Raw genomic sequence first — 18,485 nt, 5'->3', positions numbered from 1 at the left:
AGTGCAAAGATGGTCGCGCCCGTGACTCTCGGGCGAGTCGAGCATGTGGAGGGAATCAGTGGCGGACGGTGAGTTCGACGTCCTCGTACTCGGGGCTGGTTCGGGCGGCTATGCCTGCGCCCTGCGAGCGGCCCAGCTGGGCCTGAGCGTCGGCCTGGTTGAGAGGGGCAAGCTCGGCGGCACCTGCCTCCACGTCGGCTGCATCCCGACCAAGGCCCTGCTCCACTCCGCTGAGGTCGCCGACTCCGCACGCGAGGCCGCCCAGTTCGGCGTCACCGCCACCCTCGACGGCATCGACATGGCCGGCGTCAACGCCTACAAGGACAAGGTCGTCGACCGGCTGTTCAAGGGCCTGACCGGGCTGGTCAAGTCGCGCGGCATCACCGTCATCGAGGGCTCCGGCGTCCTCACCGGAGCGCGCGAGGTCACCGTCGACGGCACGGCCTACACCGGCAAGTCCGTCGTCCTCGCCTCCGGCTCCTACAGCAAGTCGTTGCCCGGCCTCGAGGTCGACGGCGAGAAGGTCATCACCTCCGAGCACGCGCTGCGCCTCGACCGCGTCCCGGCCTCCGCCATCGTGCTCGGCGGCGGCGTGATCGGCTGCGAGTTCGCCAGCGTGTGGCGGTCGTTCGGCTCCGACGTCACGATCGTCGAGGCGCTGCCGCGACTGGTCGCGGCCGAGGACGAGGCGTCGTCGAAGGCCCTCGAGCGGGCGTTCCGCAAGCGCAAGATCGCATTCCGCACCGGCACGTCCTTCCAGAGCGTGCAGACGACCGACACCGGCGTCGCCGTCACCGTGGAGGGTGGTGACGTCATCGAGGCCGAGGTGCTCCTCGTCGCCGTCGGCCGCGGCCCCGTCACCGAGGGGCTCGGCTATGCCGAGCAGGGTGTCGAGATGGACCGAGGCTTCGTCCTCACCGACGAGCGGTGCCGCACCAACGTCGACGGCGTGTACGCCGTGGGCGACATCGTGCCCGGCCTCCAGCTCGCCCACCGCGGGTTCCAGCAGGGCATCTTCGTGGCCGAGGACATCGCCGGACTCGATCCCCGTCCGATCGACGAGACCGGCATCCCCCGCGTGACGTACTCCCACCCCGAGATCGCCTCCGTCGGCCTCGACGAGGCGACCGCGCGCGAGCGGCACGGCGACGCGGTGACCACCGTGACCTACGACCTCGGTGGCAACGGCAAGAGCCAGATCCTGCAGACCCAGGGGTTCGTCAAGCTCGTCGGCCTCACCGACGGCCCGGTCCTCGGCGTCCACATGGTGGGCGACCGCGTCGGCGAGCTCATCGGCGAGGCGCAGCTGATCTACAACTGGGAGGCGCACGCCGACGACGTCGCGCCGCTCCTGCACGCGCACCCCACCCAGAACGAGGCCCTCGGCGAGGCCCACCTGGCACTCGCCGGGAAGCCGTTGCACGCCCACTCCTGAGACACCCCCCACCCACACGCGAGCGAAGGAACCACATGGCCTCCGAAGTCACCCTCCCCGCACTCGGCGAGTCCGTCACCGAGGGCACCGTCACCCGCTGGCTCAAGCAGGTCGGTGACACGGTCGCCGTCGACGAGCCGCTGCTCGAGGTCTCCACCGACAAGGTCGACACCGAGATCCCGTCCCCTGTCGCCGGCACCCTGCTGGAGATCAAGGCCGAGGAGGACGACACCGTCGAGGTCGGCGCCGTCCTGGCGGTCGTGGGCGAGGAGGGCGAGAGCGCCGGCGACGCATCCGGTTCCGCCGAGCCCGAGGCCCAGCCCCAGGACGAGCAGGAGTCGGAGAAGAAGTCCGAGCAGGAGGAGCAGGTCGCCGAGGAGACCGGCGAGCTCCCGCCCGGTGACGAGACCCCCGAGTCCGAGAAGGACGACGCCCCCGCGGAGTCCGAGCCCGCCGCCGAGCAGGCCGCATCCGGCTCGTCGGGCGGCTCCGGCGGCTCCGGCACGTCGGTGACCCTGCCCGCGCTCGGCGAGTCCGTCACCGAGGGCACCGTCACCCGCTGGCTCAAGCAGGTCGGGGACGAGGTGGCAGTCGACGAGCCTCTGCTCGAGGTCTCCACCGACAAGGTCGACACCGAGATCCCGTCCCCGGTCGCCGGCACGCTGCTGGAGATCAAGGCCGAGGAGGACGAGACGGTCGAGGTCGGCGCCGAGCTGGCCGTGATCGGCTCGGCCGACGACGCCCCCGCCCAGGCCGAGCCCGAGGCGCAGCCCAAGGACGAGGAGCAGGCCGAGAAGAAGGCCGAGCAGGAGGAGCAGATCGCCGAGGAGAAGGGCGAGCTGCCCGCCGGCGACGAGACCCCGGAGTCCGAGAAGCAGGAGGCCCCGAAGCAGGAGGCCCCGAAGCAGGAGGCCCCGAAGCAGGAGGCCCCGAAGCAGGACGCGCCGGCGCCCTCGCCCCAGGCCCCCTCGTCCGGCAGCTCCGACGGCGGCCGCGACCAGACGGCCTACGTCACCCCGCTGGTGCGCAAGATGGCCGACCAGCACGGTGTGGACCTCGCCTCGGTGGAGGGCACCGGTGTCGGTGGTCGCATCCGCAAGCAGGACGTGCTGGACGCCGCTGCCGCCGCGAAGGAGGCTGCCGCCGCTCCTGCCGCCGCTCCTGCCGCCGCTCCTGCTGCCGCCCCGGCCGCCGCGGGTGCTCCGCCGGCTGCCGCCGCTCCGTCGTCGGCCTCGCCGTCGCCGCTGCGCGGCACCACCGAGCCGCTCTCGCGCCTGCGCAAGGTGATCGCCTCGCGCATGGTCGAGTCGCTGCAGGAGTCCGCGCAGCTGACGCAGGTCATGGAGGTCGACGTCACCGCGATCGCCCGGCTGCGCGAGGCGTCGAAGGCCGACTTCCAGGCTCGCGAGGGCGTGAAGCTGACCTACCTGCCGTTCTTCGCCAAGGCCGCCATCGACTCGCTCAAGCTGCACCCCAAGCTCAACGCGGCGATCGACACCGAGAAGGGCGAGGTGACCTACTTCGACCGCGAGAACATCGCGTTCGCCGTGGACACCGAGAAGGGCCTGCTCACCCCGGTCGTCAAGGAGGCGGGCGACCTGTCGATCGCCGGCTTGGCCAAGAAGATCGCCGACGTGGCCGAGCGCACCCGCACCAACAAGATCACCCCGGACGAGCTGTCGGGCGGGACGTTCACGATCACCAACCTCGGCAGCTTCGGGGCACTCTTCGACACCCCGATCATCAACAAGCCGCAGGTCGCGATCCTCGGTCCCGGTGCGGTCGTCAAGCGGCCCGTCGTGATCGACGACCCCAACCTCGGCGAGACGATCGCGGTGCGCCACATGGTCCACCTGTCGCTGACCTACGACCACCGCCTGGTCGATGGCGCCGACGCCGGCCGGTTCCTCCAGGAGGTCAAGAAGCGCCTCGAGGCGGGCCAGTTCGAGGTCTGAGCCCCGCCGCCCGTACGACGCCCCGTCCGCACCTGCGGACGGGGCGTCGTCGTTCGTCCGGCCAGTCGCCAGGGTCACACGAAAATGAGGCGCGCAGTGTCGGTGCCGACACGTAACGTCCTGTGCTTGTGACGGTGACCGAGATCCAGACCCAGACGGCACCGGCGACCACCTCCGCGACCGACGGCCTGCCGGCCGGTCGTGTGCCCGTCGACTGGCGCCGCGTGCGCCGTCCGCTGACCTACGTCTGCTTCTCGATGTCGCTCGTCGGCGCGATCGCGGCCTCGCTCGGCTCGATGGTCGCGGGTCGTCTCGCCGAGGACCCGACCCGGGTGCTGCTGGTGCTGCTCGCGGTGTGCGTGGTCGGCGGAGCGGTCATCGACACCGTGGCCAAGACCATCTGGGCGACGATCTGCGACCGCGCCGAGGGCCGGCTGCGCGCCGACCTGCTGGACGCCGCGATGGCCCAGCCGCTCTCCGAGCTCTCCGAGCAGGCCGTCGGTGAGGTCCTCGACCGGATCGACGACGACACCTGGGAGGTGGGCCAGCTCATGCGGTGGGGCGTGTGGCAGGCCGCGCGCACCCTCCTCGCCTCCGGCCCGCTGTGGGTGGTCGCGTCGCTGACGTGGTGGCCCGCCGCGTTCCTGTTCCCGCTCACCGCGGTGGTGGCCTACCTCGTCGTACGCCGGCTGCTGCCGCAGGTCGCGCAGAAGAAGGTCCTCGAGGAGGCCGCCTGGACCGACCACGCCGCCTCGACCGAGGAGGGCGTCGCCGCCCGTGACGACCTGCGCACGTCGCTCGGGCAGGCGCACGTCCTGCGCCGCAACGCCCACCTGGCGTCCGTCGTGCACCGCACCCTCGACGCGGTGCTCGCCGTCGAGGTCCGCATCACCCGGCGCAGCGGCGGCCTGCTCCACGGCGCCCTCGCGGCCGTCGGCGTCGTCGGCGTCGCGCTGGTCCTCTCCGGCGACCTCACCACCGCCCGGCTGGTCACGCTGTTCCTCGTCACGACGATGTTCGTCGGCGGCGTCGACATGCTGGCCCGCCACCTGCCCGACCTGCAGGAGGGCTTCGGCGCGGTGCTGCGCCTGCGCGCGATGATGGCCTCCCCCGCCGAGCCGGTGGGCGGCCTGCCGGTGCCGCACGGTCCGCTCGACGTGGAGTTCCGGCACCTGGAGTTCGGCTACGGCACCGGGACGTTCGCGCTCCGCGACGTCGACCTGCTCCTCACCGCCGGCCACACCTGCGCGCTGGTCGGTCGCACCGGCTCGGGCAAGTCCACGCTGGCCTCGCTGCTCTCCCGCGCGGTCGAGCCGCCGCGCGGCTCGGTCTTCCTCGGCGGGGTCGACGTCCTCGACCTCGACCTGCAGGCGCTGCGGTCCGCGGTCGGCGTCGTCACCCAGCGCACCGAGGTCCTCGCCGGCACGCTCGCCGACAACATCGCCCTCTTCGACGACGTCCCGCGCAGCATCGTGGAGGCGGCCGTGGCCGAGCTCGGCCTCACCGACTGGGTCGCCGGCCTGCCCGACGGCCTCGAGACCGTCCTCGGCCCCGGCGGCACCACGCTCTCGGCCGGCGAGGAGCAGCTGGTCGCCTTCGCCCGGCTCCTGGTGCGCGACGTCAGCGTGGTCGTGCTAGACGAGGCCACCGCCCGGATGGACCCGGTGACCGAGGCGCGCGTCGTGCGCGCCGCGGACCGGCTGATCTCCGGGCGCACCGGCATCCTCGTCGCGCACCGCCTGTCCACGACCGAGCGCGCCGAGCAGGTCGCGGTGCTCGAGTCGGGTCGCGTGGTCCAGCAGGGTCCCCGGGCCCGGCTCGCCACGGAGGCCGGCCCGTTCCGCGACCTGCTCGAGGCCGCGGCCCACGAGGCCGTCGTCGAGGAGCACCACCACGACGACTCCTCCATCGGGTCCGTGCGCCGCAGCACCACTCCGCCGGCTCCTCCCGAGCTCGCGCCGACCCCGAGCCTGGCGCGACAGGTGCTCCACACCATCAGCATCCAGCCCCAGTGGGGCCTGCTGGGCGCGCTGCTGTTCCTCCTCGCCTCCCTCACCGGCGCCTTCGGTGCGGTGACCGGGTGGGTGTGGGGGCGCGTGGTCACCGACCTCCAGGCCGGGCAGCAGCCGGGCCTGCTCGTGCTGGCACTCGTCGGCTCGCTCCTGGTCGGACCGTTCCTGCTGGCCCAGGCGTTCCGCACCTACCCCCACTGGTGGGTGGAGGTGCGCCTGCGGGTGCGCGCCGCGGTCCTGCACGGCCAGACGTCGCAGCGCCGCCTGCTGCGCACGCCGCCCGGCGAGGTCGTGGCCCGCACGATGGACGCCGACCGCCTCGCCCGCTACACCGACCGCTGGGTCGACTTCGTCAACGGTCTCCTCGTCGCCCTGGTGACCGCGCTGATCGCGCAGACCTGGGTCGCCGGCGCGGTGCTGCTGACGGTCATGGTCGCCTCGGCGCTCGCCTCGACGCTCGGGCGACGCGTGGCGGGCCGTTCGGCCGCGGCCGCCTCCACCGCGCGCGCGAGGTTCGGGCAGTCGCTGGTCTCCGCGCTGGAGTCGGTGCGCACCGTCAAGCTCGCCGCCGCGACACCGCAGGTCCACCGGCACCTCCGCGAGGTCGACGGTGGCCGCGTCGACGCGGCCGTGCGGGAGCACCGGGTGCAGGCGCTGCTCGACGGCGTGCCGGTCGTGATGGTCCAGTGCGGCGTCGTCGCCGCCTGGGGCGGCCTGCTGACCGGTCAGTGGGAGCTCGCCACCGCCCTGCTGGTCGCCAACGCCGTGAGCGGCTTCGACTGGTTCGGCCGGGTCGCCGGGTCGGTGGTCACCGAGGCCCCCGGCACCCGCGCCTGGATGAACGCCACCAGCGAGCTCGCCGGCGGCGGCGACCTGATGGACCTCCCGCCGGGCGTCGACCTCGTCCACGGCACCGGGCCCGAGCCGCCCGTGCCGCACCGCGACCCGCTGCGCACGCTCTCGGTCCGCGGGCTCGGTGCCGTCCACGACGACGGCACGCTCGGCGTCCAGGACGTCGACCTCGACGTACGGGCCGGTGAGCTGGTCCTGCTGCTCGGTCAGGTCGGCTCCGGCAAGTCCAGCCTGCTCGGCGCGCTGGCCGGGCTCGTGGGCAGCACCGGCGAGATCCGGTGGAACGACCGGCTGGTCGACGACCCGCAGACCACCCTGCGCCCGGGCCGGGTGGCCCACGTCGCCCAGGTGCCGCGGGTGCTGTCCGGCACGTTCACGGGCAACGTCGCGCTCGACCACGGCGACCGCGAGGTCATGCCGGCCCTCGAGTCCGCGCGCATGGGCCGCGACGTGTCGGAGGCCGGTGGACCCGACTCGCTCGTCGGCCACCGCGGCGTACGCCTCTCCGGCGGGCAGGTGCAGCGCCTCGCGCTGGCCCGGGCCCTGGCCACGGAGGCCGACATGCTGCTGGCCGACGACGTCTCGTCGGCGCTCGACGCGGCCACCGAGATCGAGCTGTGGCAGGCCCTGCGCGCCCGGGGCACCGCGGTCGTCGGGGCGACCAGCAAGGCCGCCGCGCTCGCGCAGGCCGACCGCGTCGTGGTGCTCGACTCCGGACGGGTGGTCGACGAGGGCCCCTGGCACGAGCTCTCCGCACGCTGGGCCCACCTGGCGGGCTGAGCGGACCGGACCCCGGTCAGCGGCTTTGGCCGCATGGTTGGGTGGTGGCATGCGCGTCGTCATCGCAGGTGCCTCTGGCTTCCTCGGCACCCACCTGTCCGAACACCTGCGGGTGCACGGGCACGAGGTGACTGCGCTCGTGCGCCGCGCACCGGCTTCGGCCCACGAGTCCCAGTGGGACCCAGCAGCCGGGTGGATCGACGCGGCCGTCGTGGAGCGCGCCGACGCGGTGGTCAACCTCGCCGGCGCGAGCATCGCCGGCAACCCGCACTCGCGGAAGTGGTCGGAGGAGGTGCTGGAGTCGCGCGTGTCCACGACGCGCCTGCTGGCCGAGACGATCGCCGCGACCGAGCGCCCGGCGGCGTTCCTCGCCGGCAACGGCATCGCGTGGTACGGCGACCACGGCGACGTGGTCGTCACCGAGGACACCGCGTCGGTGGGCCAGGCCTTCCTCACGCAGGTCTCGCACGCCTGGTCGGCCGCGGCCGACCCGGCCCGCGAGGCCGGCGCCCGCGTCTGCGAGCTCCGCACCGCTCCTGTCATGGACCGCACGTCGCCGCCGCTCAAGCAGCTGCGGCTGCTGTTCCAGGCCGGCGGTGGCGCGCGGCTGGGGTCGGGTCGCCAGTTCATGCCGATGATCTCGCTGCGCGACTGGATCGGCGCGGTGAGCTACCTCCTCGAGTCCCGCGACGTGTCCGGGGCGTTCAACCTGTGCTGCCCGCACACCCCGACCAACGCCGAGTTCACCGAGGCGCTCGCCGCCGCGCTGCACCGCAAGGCCTTCCTGGCCGTGCCCGCCCCCCTGATGAGGATGGCCGCGGGCGACCTCGCGCCCGAGCTGCTCGGCTCGGTCAACGCCCGACCGGCCGCGCTCGAGCGCGCGGGCTACGACTTCGAGGACGAGGACGTCCGCGAGGTCCTCGCCGCCGCCCTCTCCTGATCGCGCACCTCCTCCACCAGCCAGTCCCCCCGCTGCCGCACGAGCACCACGCGGCGCGTGGACGCACGGTCGGCCGGCAGCGCGACCGGTGCGCCTCCTCCGACGGCCACTCCCCCAGCGACGCGGTCGGTGACCCGCAGCACCAGCCGCCGCGACGACCGCTCGACGACACGGAGGCCGAGCAGCTGCGTCGTCAGTCCCTCGACCCGGAGCCCGCGCGCCGCCCACGCGCGCAGCAGCCGTACGTCTGCCGCACCGCTGCGCGACCTTGGGACGTACAGGGCCGTCAACGCGGTCGCGTCGCCCTTCGCCCAGGCGGCGGAGCGCCGCTCGTCCCACTCGGCGAGCACCGCCGCCGGCTCGCTCGGCGACACGGCGGATGCAGCGCCGCTCACCTGGGCGCGCGGCGCGGCCGCCCGGCCGACCTCGTCCGGCCTCCCGTGGCCGACCACGAGCGTCGCCACGACTAGCGCGCAGGCGGCGGCGGTGAGGACGGGGAGCAGGCGACGCGGATCCATCTCCCCAGCGTGGTCGATCCACGCGATCGCTGCAGGCGTCATCCACAGGCACCGGTCGAAGGTCTCCGAAAGGGATGTCTGAGGACGTGATGGTCGTGATCGGGGTCCCGGCGCGACCAGGGTGTCCTCAGATACCGGGCCCGACCATGCCCCAGGCGCCCGCGGGCGTACGCTCGGGACATGCCCCTCGACCAGGACGCCGCGCACCGGCTGGACTTCGAGGTCGCCGGTCTCGGCGACGACGCCGTGGACTACCTGGCCGCGTGGGACGTCCAGCGCCGGGTCCACGAGGAGGTCGTCGCGGCCTCGCGCCCCGACACCGTGCTGCTGCTCGAGCACCCGCCCGTCTTCACCGCCGGCAAGCGCACCGACCCGCACGAGCGGCCCCTCGACCCGGGCGGCGCGGCCGTCATCGACGTCGACCGCGGCGGCAAGATCACCTTCCACGGCCCCGGCCAGCTCGTGGGCTACCCGATCGTGCGGCTGCCCGACCACGTCAAGGTCGTCGACTACGTGCGCCGCGTCGAGGAGGCCCTGATCGCGGTGTGCACGGACCTCGGGGTGACCACGGCCCGCATCCCCGGCCGCAGCGGCGTCTGGCTGCGCGAGGACACCCGGGGCCCGGAGCGCAAGATCGCCGCGATCGGCATCCGGGTCAGCCGCGGCGTGACCATGCACGGCTTCGCACTCAACTGCGACGTGGACCTCGGCTGGTACGACCGGTTCGTGCCGTGCGGCATCGCCGACGCCGGCGTCACCTCGCTGAGCCGGGAGCTCGGTCGCGACGTCACGGTCGACGACGTGCTGCCGAGCGTGCGCGAGCACCTCGCGGCGTACCTGTCGTGGCAGCCCTACGACGCGACCCCCGACTACGACCCGCGTCCCGAGCCTGGCCGCGGCCCCCGGATCGAGCTCATCACCCCGGGACTCTGACGGCGCGTCGTCGGGGCACCCCTCAGCAGCACCTGTCAGAGTTCCCTCCCGACGGGGAGGCGTCAGGTCGACGCCGGGAGGGGGCGTCGTGGCGAGCACGAGCGGCGAGGACCTGGTCATCGAGACCACCGGGTTGCGCAAGGAGTTCACCGGCAGGCAGGGCAGCAGGGTCGCGGTCGCCGACCTCGACCTCGCGGTGCCGCGTGGCGGGGTGCACGGCTTCCTGGGGCCCAACGGGTCCGGGAAGACCACGACCATCCGGATGCTGCTCGGACTCGCCCGGCCGACCGCCGGCACGATGGCGCTCTTCGGCACGCCGGTGCCCGAACGCCTGCCCGAGGTGATCGGGCGCGTCGGCGCGGTCGTGGAGTCACCCAAGTTCTCCCCCACGTTCTCCGCCCGGCAGAACCTGCTCCTGCTCGCCGGCTCGGTCGGGGTGGGTCGCGCCGTCGTCGACGAGGCGCTGGACCGCGTGGGGCTCGGCGAGCGGGCCGAGGACCGCTACAAGTCCTACTCGCTGGGCATGAAGCAGCGCCTGGCGATCGCGGCGACGCTGCTCAAGACTCCCGACCTGCTGATCCTCGACGAGCCGACCAACGGCCTCGATCCGGCAGGGATCCGCGAGATCCGCGAGCTGATCCGCGGCCTCGGCGACGCGGGTGTCACCGTCCTCCTCAGCTCGCACATCCTGGCCGAGGTGCAGCAGGTGTGCACCAGCGCCACCATCATCGGCAACGGCCGGATGCTGGCCTCGGGCAAGGTGGAGGACCTGCTCGGCGGGACGTCCTACCGGCTCCGGGTCGGCGACCCGGCCGCGGCCCGAGCGGCCCTCGAGGCCGCCGGCATGACGGTCAGGCATGAGGCAGGCTCCCTCGACGTCGTCACCGACGAGCCGGGCGACCACATCACCCGCGTGCTCGCAGCGGCCGGTCTGTACCTGTCCGAGCTGACACCGGTGCGCGCCGACCTCGAGACGATCTTCCTCGACCTCACCGCCGACGACCGGATGGGCGCGACGCCTGGGACGGCCCCGGGGGCCACGACGATGCTGGAGGAGGTCCGATGAGGCTGTTGCGCGTGGAGCTGACCCGGCTGCGCTGGCGCCGTGCGGTCGTCGTGCTGCTCCTGGCCTGCATCGCCGTGCCGCTCGTCCTGCTCGGCGGCTACGCGTGGGAGACCCGCCCGATCAGCGACGCCGACATCGCCGAGGCCAGGGAGATGGCCGCACGCGACGCCGCCCAGCCCTGGGTCGCCGACGAGATCACCGCCTGCGAGGCCGAGCCCGAGATGTACCTGGGACCGGGCGCGGTGGCGAGCGACTGCGCGGAGGCGATGACCCCCCGCTGGGAGAACTACCTCTACCGCAGCGAGCTCGAGCTCACCGCGCTGCGCACCGACGTCGGCGCCGCCGCCATCACCATCCTCACCGGCCTGCTGATGCTGATCGGCACGACGTACGCCGGCCACGACTGGAACACCGGCTCGATGAGCAACCAGCTGCTGTTCGAGCCGAGACGACGTCGCCTGTGGATCGCCAAGGGCGCCGCCGTGCTGCTGACCGGCGTCGTCGTCGGCGCCGCCGTGCTGGCCCTGTTCTGGGGCGGCGCCGCGCTCCTCGCGTCGAGCCGCGACATCGCCGCCGGCCCCGGGGTGTGGAGCACCATCTGGGAGACGCAGGCGCGCGGGGTCCTCGCCATCGGGCTGGCCGGCCTGCTCGGTTACGCCCTCACGATGCTGTTCCGCAGCACGGTGGCGACCCTGTCGTTGATGTTCGGGGTGGCGATCGCCGGGTCGCTCCTCGTCGTCGCGATCCTCGGCGACGACGCAGTGCGGTGGCTGCTGCCCACCAACTTCCTGGCCTTCGTCCTCGGCGGCTTCCCCTACTACGACCCCTCGGCCTGCGTGCAGGCACCCGACGGCTCGGTGACCGGGAGCTGCGAGCGGGTGCTGTCGGCGGTCGGCGGAGGCACGGTGCTGGGCGTGGTCGTCGTCGCCGCGGTCGCGCTGTCGATGTGGGCGACGCAGAGGCGCGACGTGCCCTGAGCGAGGACGTACGAGGCGTGAGTTGGGGGCCCCTGCCCCCCGTCGTAGAGTGGCGGGCGTGACGACTGCTCCCGCCCCTGAAGGACGCAAGCTCCTCCGTCTCGAGGTCCGCAACGCCGAGACCCCGATCGAGCGCAAGCCGGAGTGGATCAAGACCCGGGCCAAGATGGGCCCGGAGTACACCTCGCTGCAGAACCTCGTGAAGTCCGAGGGCCTGCACACGGTGTGCCAGGAGGCGGGCTGCCCCAACATCTTCGAGTGCTGGGAGGACCGCGAGGCCACCTTCCTCATCGGCGGCGACCAGTGCACGCGCCGCTGCGACTTCTGCCAGATCGACACCGGCAAGCCGCAGGCCCTCGACCGCGACGAGCCGCGCCGCGTGGCGGAGTCGGTGCAGAAGATGCAGCTGCGCTACGCCACGATCACCGGCGTCGCCCGCGACGACCTGCCCGACGGCGGCGCCTGGCTGTACGCCGAGACGGTGCGCGCGATCCACGAGCTCAACCCCGACACGGGCGTGGAGAACCTCATCCCCGACTTCAACGGCAAGCCCGACCTGCTGCAGGAGGTCTTCGAGTCCCGTCCCGAGGTGCTCGCCCACAACGTGGAGACGGTGCCGCGGATCTTCAAGCGGATCCGGCCGGCCTTCCGCTACGACCGGTCCCTCGACGTGATCACCCAGGCCCGTGACTTCGGGCTGGTGACGAAGTCCAACCTGATCCTCGGCATGGGCGAGACGCGCGAGGAGGTCTCCCAGGCGCTGCGCGACCTGCACGAGGCCGGCTGCGAGCTCATCACCATCACCCAGTACCTGCGCCCCTCGCCGCGCCACCACCCCGTCGAGCGGTGGGTCAAGCCCGAGGAGTTCGTCGAGCTCAAGGCAGAGGCCGACGAGATCGGCTTCGCCGGCGCCCTGTCCGGCCCGCTGGTCCGCTCGTCCTACCGCGCCGGCCGGCTGTACGGTCAGGCCATGGACGCGCGCGCCGCCGCCGCGACCGCCTGACCTGCACCCACGAACCTGTTCAACCCCTGACCGGACAAGGCCACCTCATGTCGACCCCCGCCTCCACGCCCAGCTCCCGCCGCGGGCAGATCATGCAGACCTACCAGATGGCCAAGCGGAGCGACCCGCGCATCGGCCTGATCGTGATGGGCGTCTTCGTGCTCGGCGCCGCCCTCGGCTTCGCGCTGATGTGGGTGCTGCCCGGCGACGGTCTCCTCGGCTGGATCATCTCGGTGGTCGGTGCGCTGATGATCGGCCTGCTGTGCGCGCTGCTCGTCTTCGGTCGCCGCGCCCAGCGCGCGGCGTACACGCAGATGGAGGGCCAGCCCGCCGCGGGCGCCGGCGCGCTGCAGATGCTGCGCCGTGGCTGGAAGGTCGACCCGGTCGTCGGGTTCACCAAGCAGCAGGACGTCGTGCACCGCGTCGTCGGCCCGCCCGGCATCGTCCTGGTGGGCGAGGGCTCCAGCAACGCGCGGGTCCGGCAGCTGCTGGTCACCGAGCGCAAGAAGCACGAGCGCGTCGCCTACGGGGTGCCGATCCACGAGGTCGTCTGCGGTCGCGGCGACGGCGAGGTGCCGCTGCCCAAGCTGGTGCGCCACGTGCAGAAGCTGGGCCGCAACGTGAAGCCGGCCGAGATGACCGACATCCTCCAGCGGCTCAAGGCGCTCGACGCCCAGCGCGGCAAGCTGCCGCTGCCCAAGGGACCGATCCCGACGTCGATGAAGGGCATGCGCTCGCAGCAGCGCGGCCGCTGAACCACCACCCGCTGGTCGAGGAGGTCGCGCAGCGACCGTCACGAGACCCCGGCGGGAAGTGGTCAGACCGTGACCGTCCGCGTCCCCGCTGCCACGTCGTGCAGACCACGCCCGTCGAAGGTCAGGAGCGGCGGCAGCAGCAGCGCGACGAGCACGGAGCGTACGAGCGCCCGCGCCAGCGACACCGGTCCGCCACCGTCGCGGCGCACGACCCGCAGCCGCGTGGCCAGCTTGCCGAAGGAGCCGCCGGCCACCGCGGTGAACAACGTCGACTCGACGACGAACAGCGCCAGCGTGCCGAGGCCGTTGGGGTTGCCGGAGAGCACGCCGGCCGCCACCAACCCCTCGACCACGGCCAGGCAGGCCACCCAGTCGACGAAGAGGGCCAGGACGCGGCGGCCCCAGGTGGCCGCCTCGAGCTCCGGTGTTACAGCGCTGGTCACGCACCCAGCCTAGGAGGCGCTCCGAGGGCCTCCGGGGCGGCCCATCCGCCGGGCACCTGTAACACGGGCGAAACAAACGGGATACGGTCTGGAAACTGCTCCGACCTAGCGTGGCGGCACGGTGCAACGAGGCTCCGCTCCCGAACGCTGCAAACTGGACGTGCGCGCGCCGCCGTCAAGGAGGAACCGAATGTTCAACAACTCCGATGAGCTCCTGAAGTTCATCAAGGACGAGGGCGTCGAGATGATCGACGTCCGCTTCTGCGACCTGCCCGGCGTGATGCAGCACTTCACGGTCCCGGCCTCCTCCTTCGACCAGAGCGTCTTCGACGACGGCCTCGGCTTCGACGGCTCCTCGATCCGCGGCTTCCAGGCCATCAACGAGTCCGACATGTCGCTGTTCCCGGACCCCACCACGGCGTACCTCGACCCGTTCCGCAAGTCCAAGACGCTGAACGTCAACTTCTTCATCCACGACCCGATCACCGGCGAGGCCTACAGCCGCGACCCGCGCAACATCGCGCGCAAGGCGCTGGCCTACCTCGACTCGACGGGCATCGCGGACACCGCCTACTTCGCCCCCGAGGCCGAGTTCTACATCTTCGACAACGTCCGCTACAGCACGGGCGTCAACGAGGGCTACTACCACATCGACTCCGTCGAGGGCTGGTGGAACTCCGGCAAGGACGACGGCCAGAACAAGGGCTACAAGACGCGCCTCAAGGGCGGCTACTTCCCCGTCGAGCCGTACGACCACTACAGCGACCTGCGCGCCGACATGGTCAAGAACCTCGAGGCCAGCGGCCTGCTCGTCGAGCGCGCCCACCACGAGGTCGGCACCGCCGGCCAGGCGGAGATCAACTACCGCTTCGACACGCTGCTCAAGGCCGCCGACGACGTGATGAAGTTCAAGTACCTCATCAAGAACACGGCCTGGGAGCAGGGCAAGTCGGTCACCTTCATGCCGAAGCCCATCTTCGGCGACAACGGCTCCGGCATGCACGTGCACCAGTCGCTGTGGAAGAACGGCGAGCCGCTGTTCTTCGACGAGACCGGGTACGCCGGGCTGTCCGACACCGCCCGCTGGTACATCGGCGGCATCCTTGCCCACGCCCCGTCGCTGCTGGCCTTCACCAACCCGACGGTGAACTCCTACCACCGCCTGGTGCCCGGCTTCGAGGCGCCGATCTCGCTGGTCTACTCCTCGCGCAACCGCTCCGCCTCGGTCCGCATCCCGATCACGGGCGCCAACCCCAAGGCCAAGCGCGTCGAGACCCGCTTCCCCGACCCGTCGGCGAACCCCTACCTCGCCTTCGCCGCGCTCATGCTCGCCGGCCTCGACGGCGTCCAGAACAAGACGGAGCCCGCGGCCCCGATCGACAAGGACATCTACGAGCTGCCGCCGGACGAGATGGCCGAGATCGACCAGGTGCCGACCAGCCTCAACGCCGTGCTCGACGCGCTCGAGGCCGACCACGAGTACCTGACGGCCGGTGGCGTGTTCACCGACGACCTGATCGAGACCTGGATCCACTTCAAGCGGACCCAGGAGATCGCCCCGGTCCAGCTGCGGCCCCACCCGCACGAGTTCGAGCTCTACTACGACATCTAACCGGGCCTCCGGCTGCGGTCATTCAGCAACGCCGAACGACCGCAAAGAACAGCCGCTGACCTGCATAAACGCCGCCGAGCGACCTTTTGGTCGTTCGGCGGCGTTTGCTGTTGGTAGCCGCTCGTCTGTTACAAATCCGGTACAAATTTGGGTAGCGCTATCTCCTGCCACGCGGTCCTCAGGGGCCTGTTCGGGTAGGTCGCGGCCCGGGTCGGTTGCCCGAGCCACCAGCCTGGCATCGCACAGTTTGGCGACCACCGCCGCGATGCCCGAGTCATCTTGCCGTCACATCGTTTCCTCCGACGTGATCGCTCCCATGCGGCCGTCGGACATAGGTGCCCGTAGACCAAATGTCCGTCAACGCCGCGAGGAGGGGCTTGATGATGGCAACGAACTCGAACGTGCCGGCTATGGAACCGGGAATCTTTGGGCCGCGGCGGCGCGGAGGCCGCGGCAGCCGGGCACCCAGGCTGGTCGACGCCGAAGAGCTGTGGGACATCGACGATGTCGCGTCCTACCTTGGCGTGACCAAGCAGACCATCTACTCCTGGCGGACGACGGGCTACGGCCCGGCCGGCTTCCGTGTCGGAAAGCACCTGCGCTGGCGGGCAGCAACCGTGATCAATTGGACGGTGCAACTCGAGGAGAATCAGTGACACCGAGAGGCCATCAGCCTCAGCCGGAATCGGTTCTAGCGCCACCACGCCGCAGATGTTCGTCAGCCTTGCTGGTCACCCGGTCGGACTCTGCCAAGGACAGCCATGGCCAGCATTAGTCCCGGTAGGCCAGCGGACGACGGGAGCCCTCGTTACGTTGTGAACTATCGAGATCCCGAGGGGCGGCAGCGCCGCAAGACCTTCAGACGCAAAGCCGAGGCGGTCGCATTCCGCAACACGGTTGAGGCGGACAAGCTCCGTGGAACCTACCTTGATGTCGACGCCGGCAGGATCTCGTTTCGGGCCTATGCCGAGGAGTGGCTCGACAGCCGGACCTTCAGTCCACTGACCTATGAGGCGACTGAGTTGCGACTCAGGCTCCACGTGTTCCCGACGCTGGGACACCTCGAACTGCGACAGATTAAGCCGTCGACGATTCAGAAGCTCCTGCGTTCGATGGAGATGGCCGAGACCTACCGGCGCGTCATCTTCTCCAACGTGTCTGCGATCTTCTCGGCTGCGGTCGACGACGACATGATTGCCAAGAATCCATGCAAGGCCAGTTCAGTGACAAGGCCAGCAACTTCGCGTCGCAAGGTGGTGCCTTGGCCGTCAGAATGGGTCTCCTCCATGCACGACGCGCTTCCGCCCCAATACAGGATCGCAGTCACGTTAGGTTCGGGGCTGGGACTACGCCAAGGCGAGGTATTCGGGCTCGCGGTCGAGGACATCGACTTCCTCCGCGGGGTCGTCGAGGTCAGGCGACAAGTCAAGGTGTTCGGAGGTAACCGCCTCGTCTTTGGCCTGCCGAAGGGCGAGAAGACCCGCACCGTCCCCCTGCCCGAGAGCGTCGCAACGGAACTCAGTAGCCACCTCGCCACCTACCCGCGACGTAGCGTCACACTCCCGTGGGGAACTCCCCAGGCGAACACCAATTTGAGCGCAGGACTCATACTCACCACACGCGAGCGCTCTGCCCTCAACCGAAACTACTTCAACACACGGCTCTGGAAGCCCGGCCAAGCCCATGTGGGCATCGAGCAATCCCGTGACAACGGCATGCACGCCCTACGCCACTGGTACGCCTCCGTGCTCCTAGACGCCGGCGAATCGATTCGCGCCGTGTCCGAGTACCTCGGCCACAGCGACCCCGGCTTCACTTTGCGCACCTATACCCATCTCATGCCCAGCAGCACCGAGCGAACCCGTGCAGCAGTGGATGCCGCCTTTGCAGCCGGGCGCCACGCAGGAGAAGGAGCCTCCAGAGAACTCGAGCAACCGTGCCGCAGCTAGCGGGCGCCAGTCCGGCAAGACAAGTTGGCTGGACCGACGCAGCGATGTCCTGACCGCGGCCGGAAGGCGGCCCTTCGCCGGGCACGGAATCGACCGATCCGACATTGCCGCAAACCGGGCTCCCCAGTGCCTCGACGTTCCTGCGGGTGAAGTTCACTTGGCAGCTTCCTGCTTGGGATAGAGCTCATTCAGATGAGCCTCCAACTGCTCCCAGTTCATGGTCGCGGTAGCTGCGAGCCCGGACAGCCATCGGCTCGGCTTGGAGGCATAGGGCCCGTACATCCCGGATAGCGTCTGTGCGTACGTCACCACGACGCCATGCTTTGCCCGAGAGAGCATGACGAGTAGCACGCGCTCCTCCTCGGCCAAAGCCGCGCCGCTGCTGGAGCGTCGATCAGGCAGGTGGCGCTCCTCCAGACCCGGGATGAACACCCAGTCGAACTGTTGTCCCTTGCCGGTGTGCGCGTTCAAGAGATGAACGCCCGGTTCGATCGGTGCATCATCCTGGCGGAGTCGGAACTGCTGCAGAGCGGACCGGACGCCCGCCGCGCCGACCGCCTCGAGTTGTTCGAATGCGTCTTGCACCTGCTCGAGGGTGTCGACATCGCTGGGGTCGGTCGTCGCTATCACCCGCGCGAGTGCGTCCTCGAACGAGATCCCCTTGGGCATCCCAGCCACGGCCGCCCGGAGGCGATCGAGGATTGCAGGGTCCTCGATGGCAAGATCCCACCTACGGCACGGGACATCTGCCATGCCAGCGAAGGCCTGATCGATCTCGCCACGTCTCCATCCAGACCGAGCGATGACGCCCACCGATGCGGTCGGGTCTGCCTTCACGATCTGTTCGCTGATTGCAGCGATGAACGAGGCCTCATCGGTGGTCGAGGGCAGCTTGAAGACAGACGCGGCACCACCGCCGGGCCAGTCCTCGGGACTCGCGGCCTGCAGTTCACCTCCCCCAAGCCGACCGGAGACGCCGTTCAACATGGCTAGGACGGCCGGCGACGAGCGGTACGAGACCGTGAGTGGAATCGGATCGCCGCAGATCTCTCGAAGTTCGGCCTCCACCTTGGCGGGCTCAGCACCAGCCCAGGAGTAGATGCCCTGAAGTGGGTCGCCCACGAAGGTGGGGACTGCTGCACGGATAGGTGACATCTGATCTGTGGTGCCGAGAGGTGCCGCTGGAAGGATGTGCACTGTGCCGAAGCCGTACCCCCAGGAGTTCCGCGACGACGTGGTCCGTGTCGCGAGGAAC

15 protein-coding genes are annotated in these 18,485 nt (G+C 70.9%); 12 read left to right on the top strand and 3 right to left on the bottom strand.

What is annotated here, in order from left to right; all coding sequences use genetic code 11:
• Positions 1-43 precede the first annotated feature (43 nt).
• The 4 genes from lpdA (at position 44) to IE200_RS19435 (ending at position 7,974) form a co-directional block, all read left to right on the top strand.
• On the top strand, positions 44-1,435 hold the full coding sequence (gene lpdA, locus IE200_RS19450; protein ID WP_191281145.1) for a dihydrolipoyl dehydrogenase: 1,392 nt from the start codon (positions 44-46) through the stop codon (positions 1,433-1,435).
• A gap of 35 nt (positions 1,436-1,470) precedes the next feature.
• Positions 1,471-3,390 (top strand): 2-oxoglutarate dehydrogenase, E2 component, dihydrolipoamide succinyltransferase, encoded by a 1,920-nt coding sequence (gene sucB / locus IE200_RS19445; RefSeq protein ID WP_191281144.1) that lies wholly within the window; start codon positions 1,471-1,473, stop codon positions 3,388-3,390.
• Positions 3,391-3,524: 134 nt separating this feature from the next.
• Positions 3,525-7,034: an ATP-binding cassette domain-containing protein gene (locus IE200_RS19440; protein ID WP_229856850.1), complete on the top strand. Its 3,510-nt coding sequence runs from the start codon at positions 3,525-3,527 to the stop codon at positions 7,032-7,034.
• 49 nt (positions 7,035-7,083) lie between these two features.
• Entirely contained in the window at positions 7,084-7,974 is an 891-nt protein-coding gene (locus IE200_RS19435) for a TIGR01777 family oxidoreductase (protein ID WP_191281142.1), read from the top strand.
• Here IE200_RS19435 and IE200_RS19430 read toward each other — a convergent pair.
• On the bottom strand, positions 7,920-8,492 hold the full coding sequence (locus IE200_RS19430; protein ID WP_191281141.1) for a hypothetical protein: 573 nt from the start codon (positions 8,490-8,492) through the stop codon (positions 7,920-7,922). The two genes, IE200_RS19435 and IE200_RS19430, sit on opposite strands and share 55 nt — an antisense overlap.
• A 180-nt stretch (positions 8,493-8,672) precedes the next feature.
• On the opposite strand from IE200_RS19430, the gene lipB reads away from it, so the two are divergent.
• From lipB to IE200_RS19405, 5 genes are all read left to right on the top strand, one after another.
• Positions 8,673-9,425: a lipoyl(octanoyl) transferase LipB gene (lipB, locus tag IE200_RS19425; RefSeq protein WP_191281140.1), complete on the top strand. Its 753-nt coding sequence runs from the start codon at positions 8,673-8,675 to the stop codon at positions 9,423-9,425.
• Positions 9,426-9,513: 88 nt separating this feature from the next.
• Entirely contained in the window at positions 9,514-10,491 is a 978-nt protein-coding gene (locus IE200_RS19420) for an ABC transporter ATP-binding protein (protein WP_229856848.1), read from the top strand.
• Positions 10,488-11,468, top strand: a complete 981-nt coding sequence (locus IE200_RS19415; RefSeq protein ID WP_191281139.1) for a hypothetical protein — start codon at positions 10,488-10,490, stop codon at positions 11,466-11,468. The genes IE200_RS19420 and IE200_RS19415 overlap by 4 nt, the downstream gene beginning before the upstream one ends.
• Before the next feature lie 58 nt (positions 11,469-11,526).
• Positions 11,527-12,471 (top strand): lipoyl synthase, encoded by a 945-nt coding sequence (gene lipA, locus IE200_RS19410; protein ID WP_191281138.1) that lies wholly within the window; start codon positions 11,527-11,529, stop codon positions 12,469-12,471.
• 47 nt (positions 12,472-12,518) lie between these two features.
• Complete coding sequence (locus IE200_RS19405; protein ID WP_191281137.1) at positions 12,519-13,226, top strand: DUF4191 domain-containing protein; 708 nt, start codon at positions 12,519-12,521, stop codon at positions 13,224-13,226.
• 62 nt (positions 13,227-13,288) lie between these two features.
• Here IE200_RS19405 and IE200_RS19400 read toward each other — a convergent pair whose 3' ends face one another.
• Positions 13,289-13,669: an RDD family protein gene (locus tag IE200_RS19400; RefSeq protein ID WP_191281136.1), complete on the bottom strand. Its 381-nt coding sequence runs from the start codon at positions 13,667-13,669 to the stop codon at positions 13,289-13,291.
• Between the two features lie 190 nt (positions 13,670-13,859).
• Between IE200_RS19400 and glnA the strand changes: the two genes are divergently transcribed.
• The 3 genes from glnA (at position 13,860) to IE200_RS19385 (ending at position 17,230) form a co-directional block, all read left to right on the top strand.
• Positions 13,860-15,281, top strand: a complete 1,422-nt coding sequence (gene glnA / locus IE200_RS19395) for a type I glutamate--ammonia ligase (RefSeq protein WP_191281135.1) — start codon at positions 13,860-13,862, stop codon at positions 15,279-15,281.
• Positions 15,282-15,661: 380 nt separating this feature from the next.
• On the top strand, positions 15,662-15,937 hold the full coding sequence (locus tag IE200_RS19390; protein WP_229856847.1) for a helix-turn-helix transcriptional regulator: 276 nt from the start codon (positions 15,662-15,664) through the stop codon (positions 15,935-15,937).
• Positions 15,938-16,096: 159 nt separating this feature from the next.
• Positions 16,097-17,230 (top strand): site-specific integrase, encoded by a 1,134-nt coding sequence (locus IE200_RS19385; RefSeq protein WP_229856846.1) that lies wholly within the window; start codon positions 16,097-16,099, stop codon positions 17,228-17,230.
• A gap of 153 nt (positions 17,231-17,383) precedes the next feature.
• On the opposite strand, the gene IE200_RS19380 is transcribed toward IE200_RS19385, so the two are convergent.
• On the bottom strand, positions 17,384-18,485 hold a 1,102-nt coding region (locus IE200_RS19380), incomplete at its 5' end, for a 3'-5' exonuclease (protein ID WP_308433035.1).

The sequence above is a fragment of the Nocardioides flavus (ex Wang et al. 2016) genome (genome assembly GCF_014653115.1).
Lineage (GTDB): Bacteria > Actinomycetota > Actinomycetes > Propionibacteriales > Nocardioidaceae > Nocardioides > Nocardioides flavus.
The sequence above is the reverse complement of the archived record's forward strand: the minus strand, read 5'-3'. Positions and strand labels throughout refer to the sequence as shown.

What these genes read in the sequence shown, in the direction of transcription:
- glnA (WP_191281135.1), top strand. Translation starts at nt 13,860, where the DNA reads ATGTTCAACAACTCCGATGAGCTCCTGAAGTTCATCAAGGACGAGGGC.
- lpdA (WP_191281145.1), top strand. Translation starts at nt 44, where the DNA reads ATGTGGAGGGAATCAGTGGCGGACGGTGAGTTCGACGTCCTCGTACTC.
- sucB (WP_191281144.1), top strand. Translation starts at nt 1,471, where the DNA reads ATGGCCTCCGAAGTCACCCTCCCCGCACTCGGCGAGTCCGTCACCGAG.
- IE200_RS19430 (WP_191281141.1), bottom strand. Translation starts at nt 8,492, where the DNA reads ATGGATCCGCGTCGCCTGCTCCCCGTCCTCACCGCCGCCGCCTGCGCG.
- IE200_RS19415 (WP_191281139.1), top strand. Translation starts at nt 10,488, where the DNA reads ATGAGGCTGTTGCGCGTGGAGCTGACCCGGCTGCGCTGGCGCCGTGCG.
- IE200_RS19435 (WP_191281142.1), top strand. Translation starts at nt 7,084, where the DNA reads ATGCGCGTCGTCATCGCAGGTGCCTCTGGCTTCCTCGGCACCCACCTG.
- lipB (WP_191281140.1), top strand. Translation starts at nt 8,673, where the DNA reads ATGCCCCTCGACCAGGACGCCGCGCACCGGCTGGACTTCGAGGTCGCC.
- IE200_RS19405 (WP_191281137.1), top strand. Translation starts at nt 12,519, where the DNA reads ATGTCGACCCCCGCCTCCACGCCCAGCTCCCGCCGCGGGCAGATCATG.
- IE200_RS19390 (WP_229856847.1), top strand. Translation starts at nt 15,662, where the DNA reads ATGATGGCAACGAACTCGAACGTGCCGGCTATGGAACCGGGAATCTTT.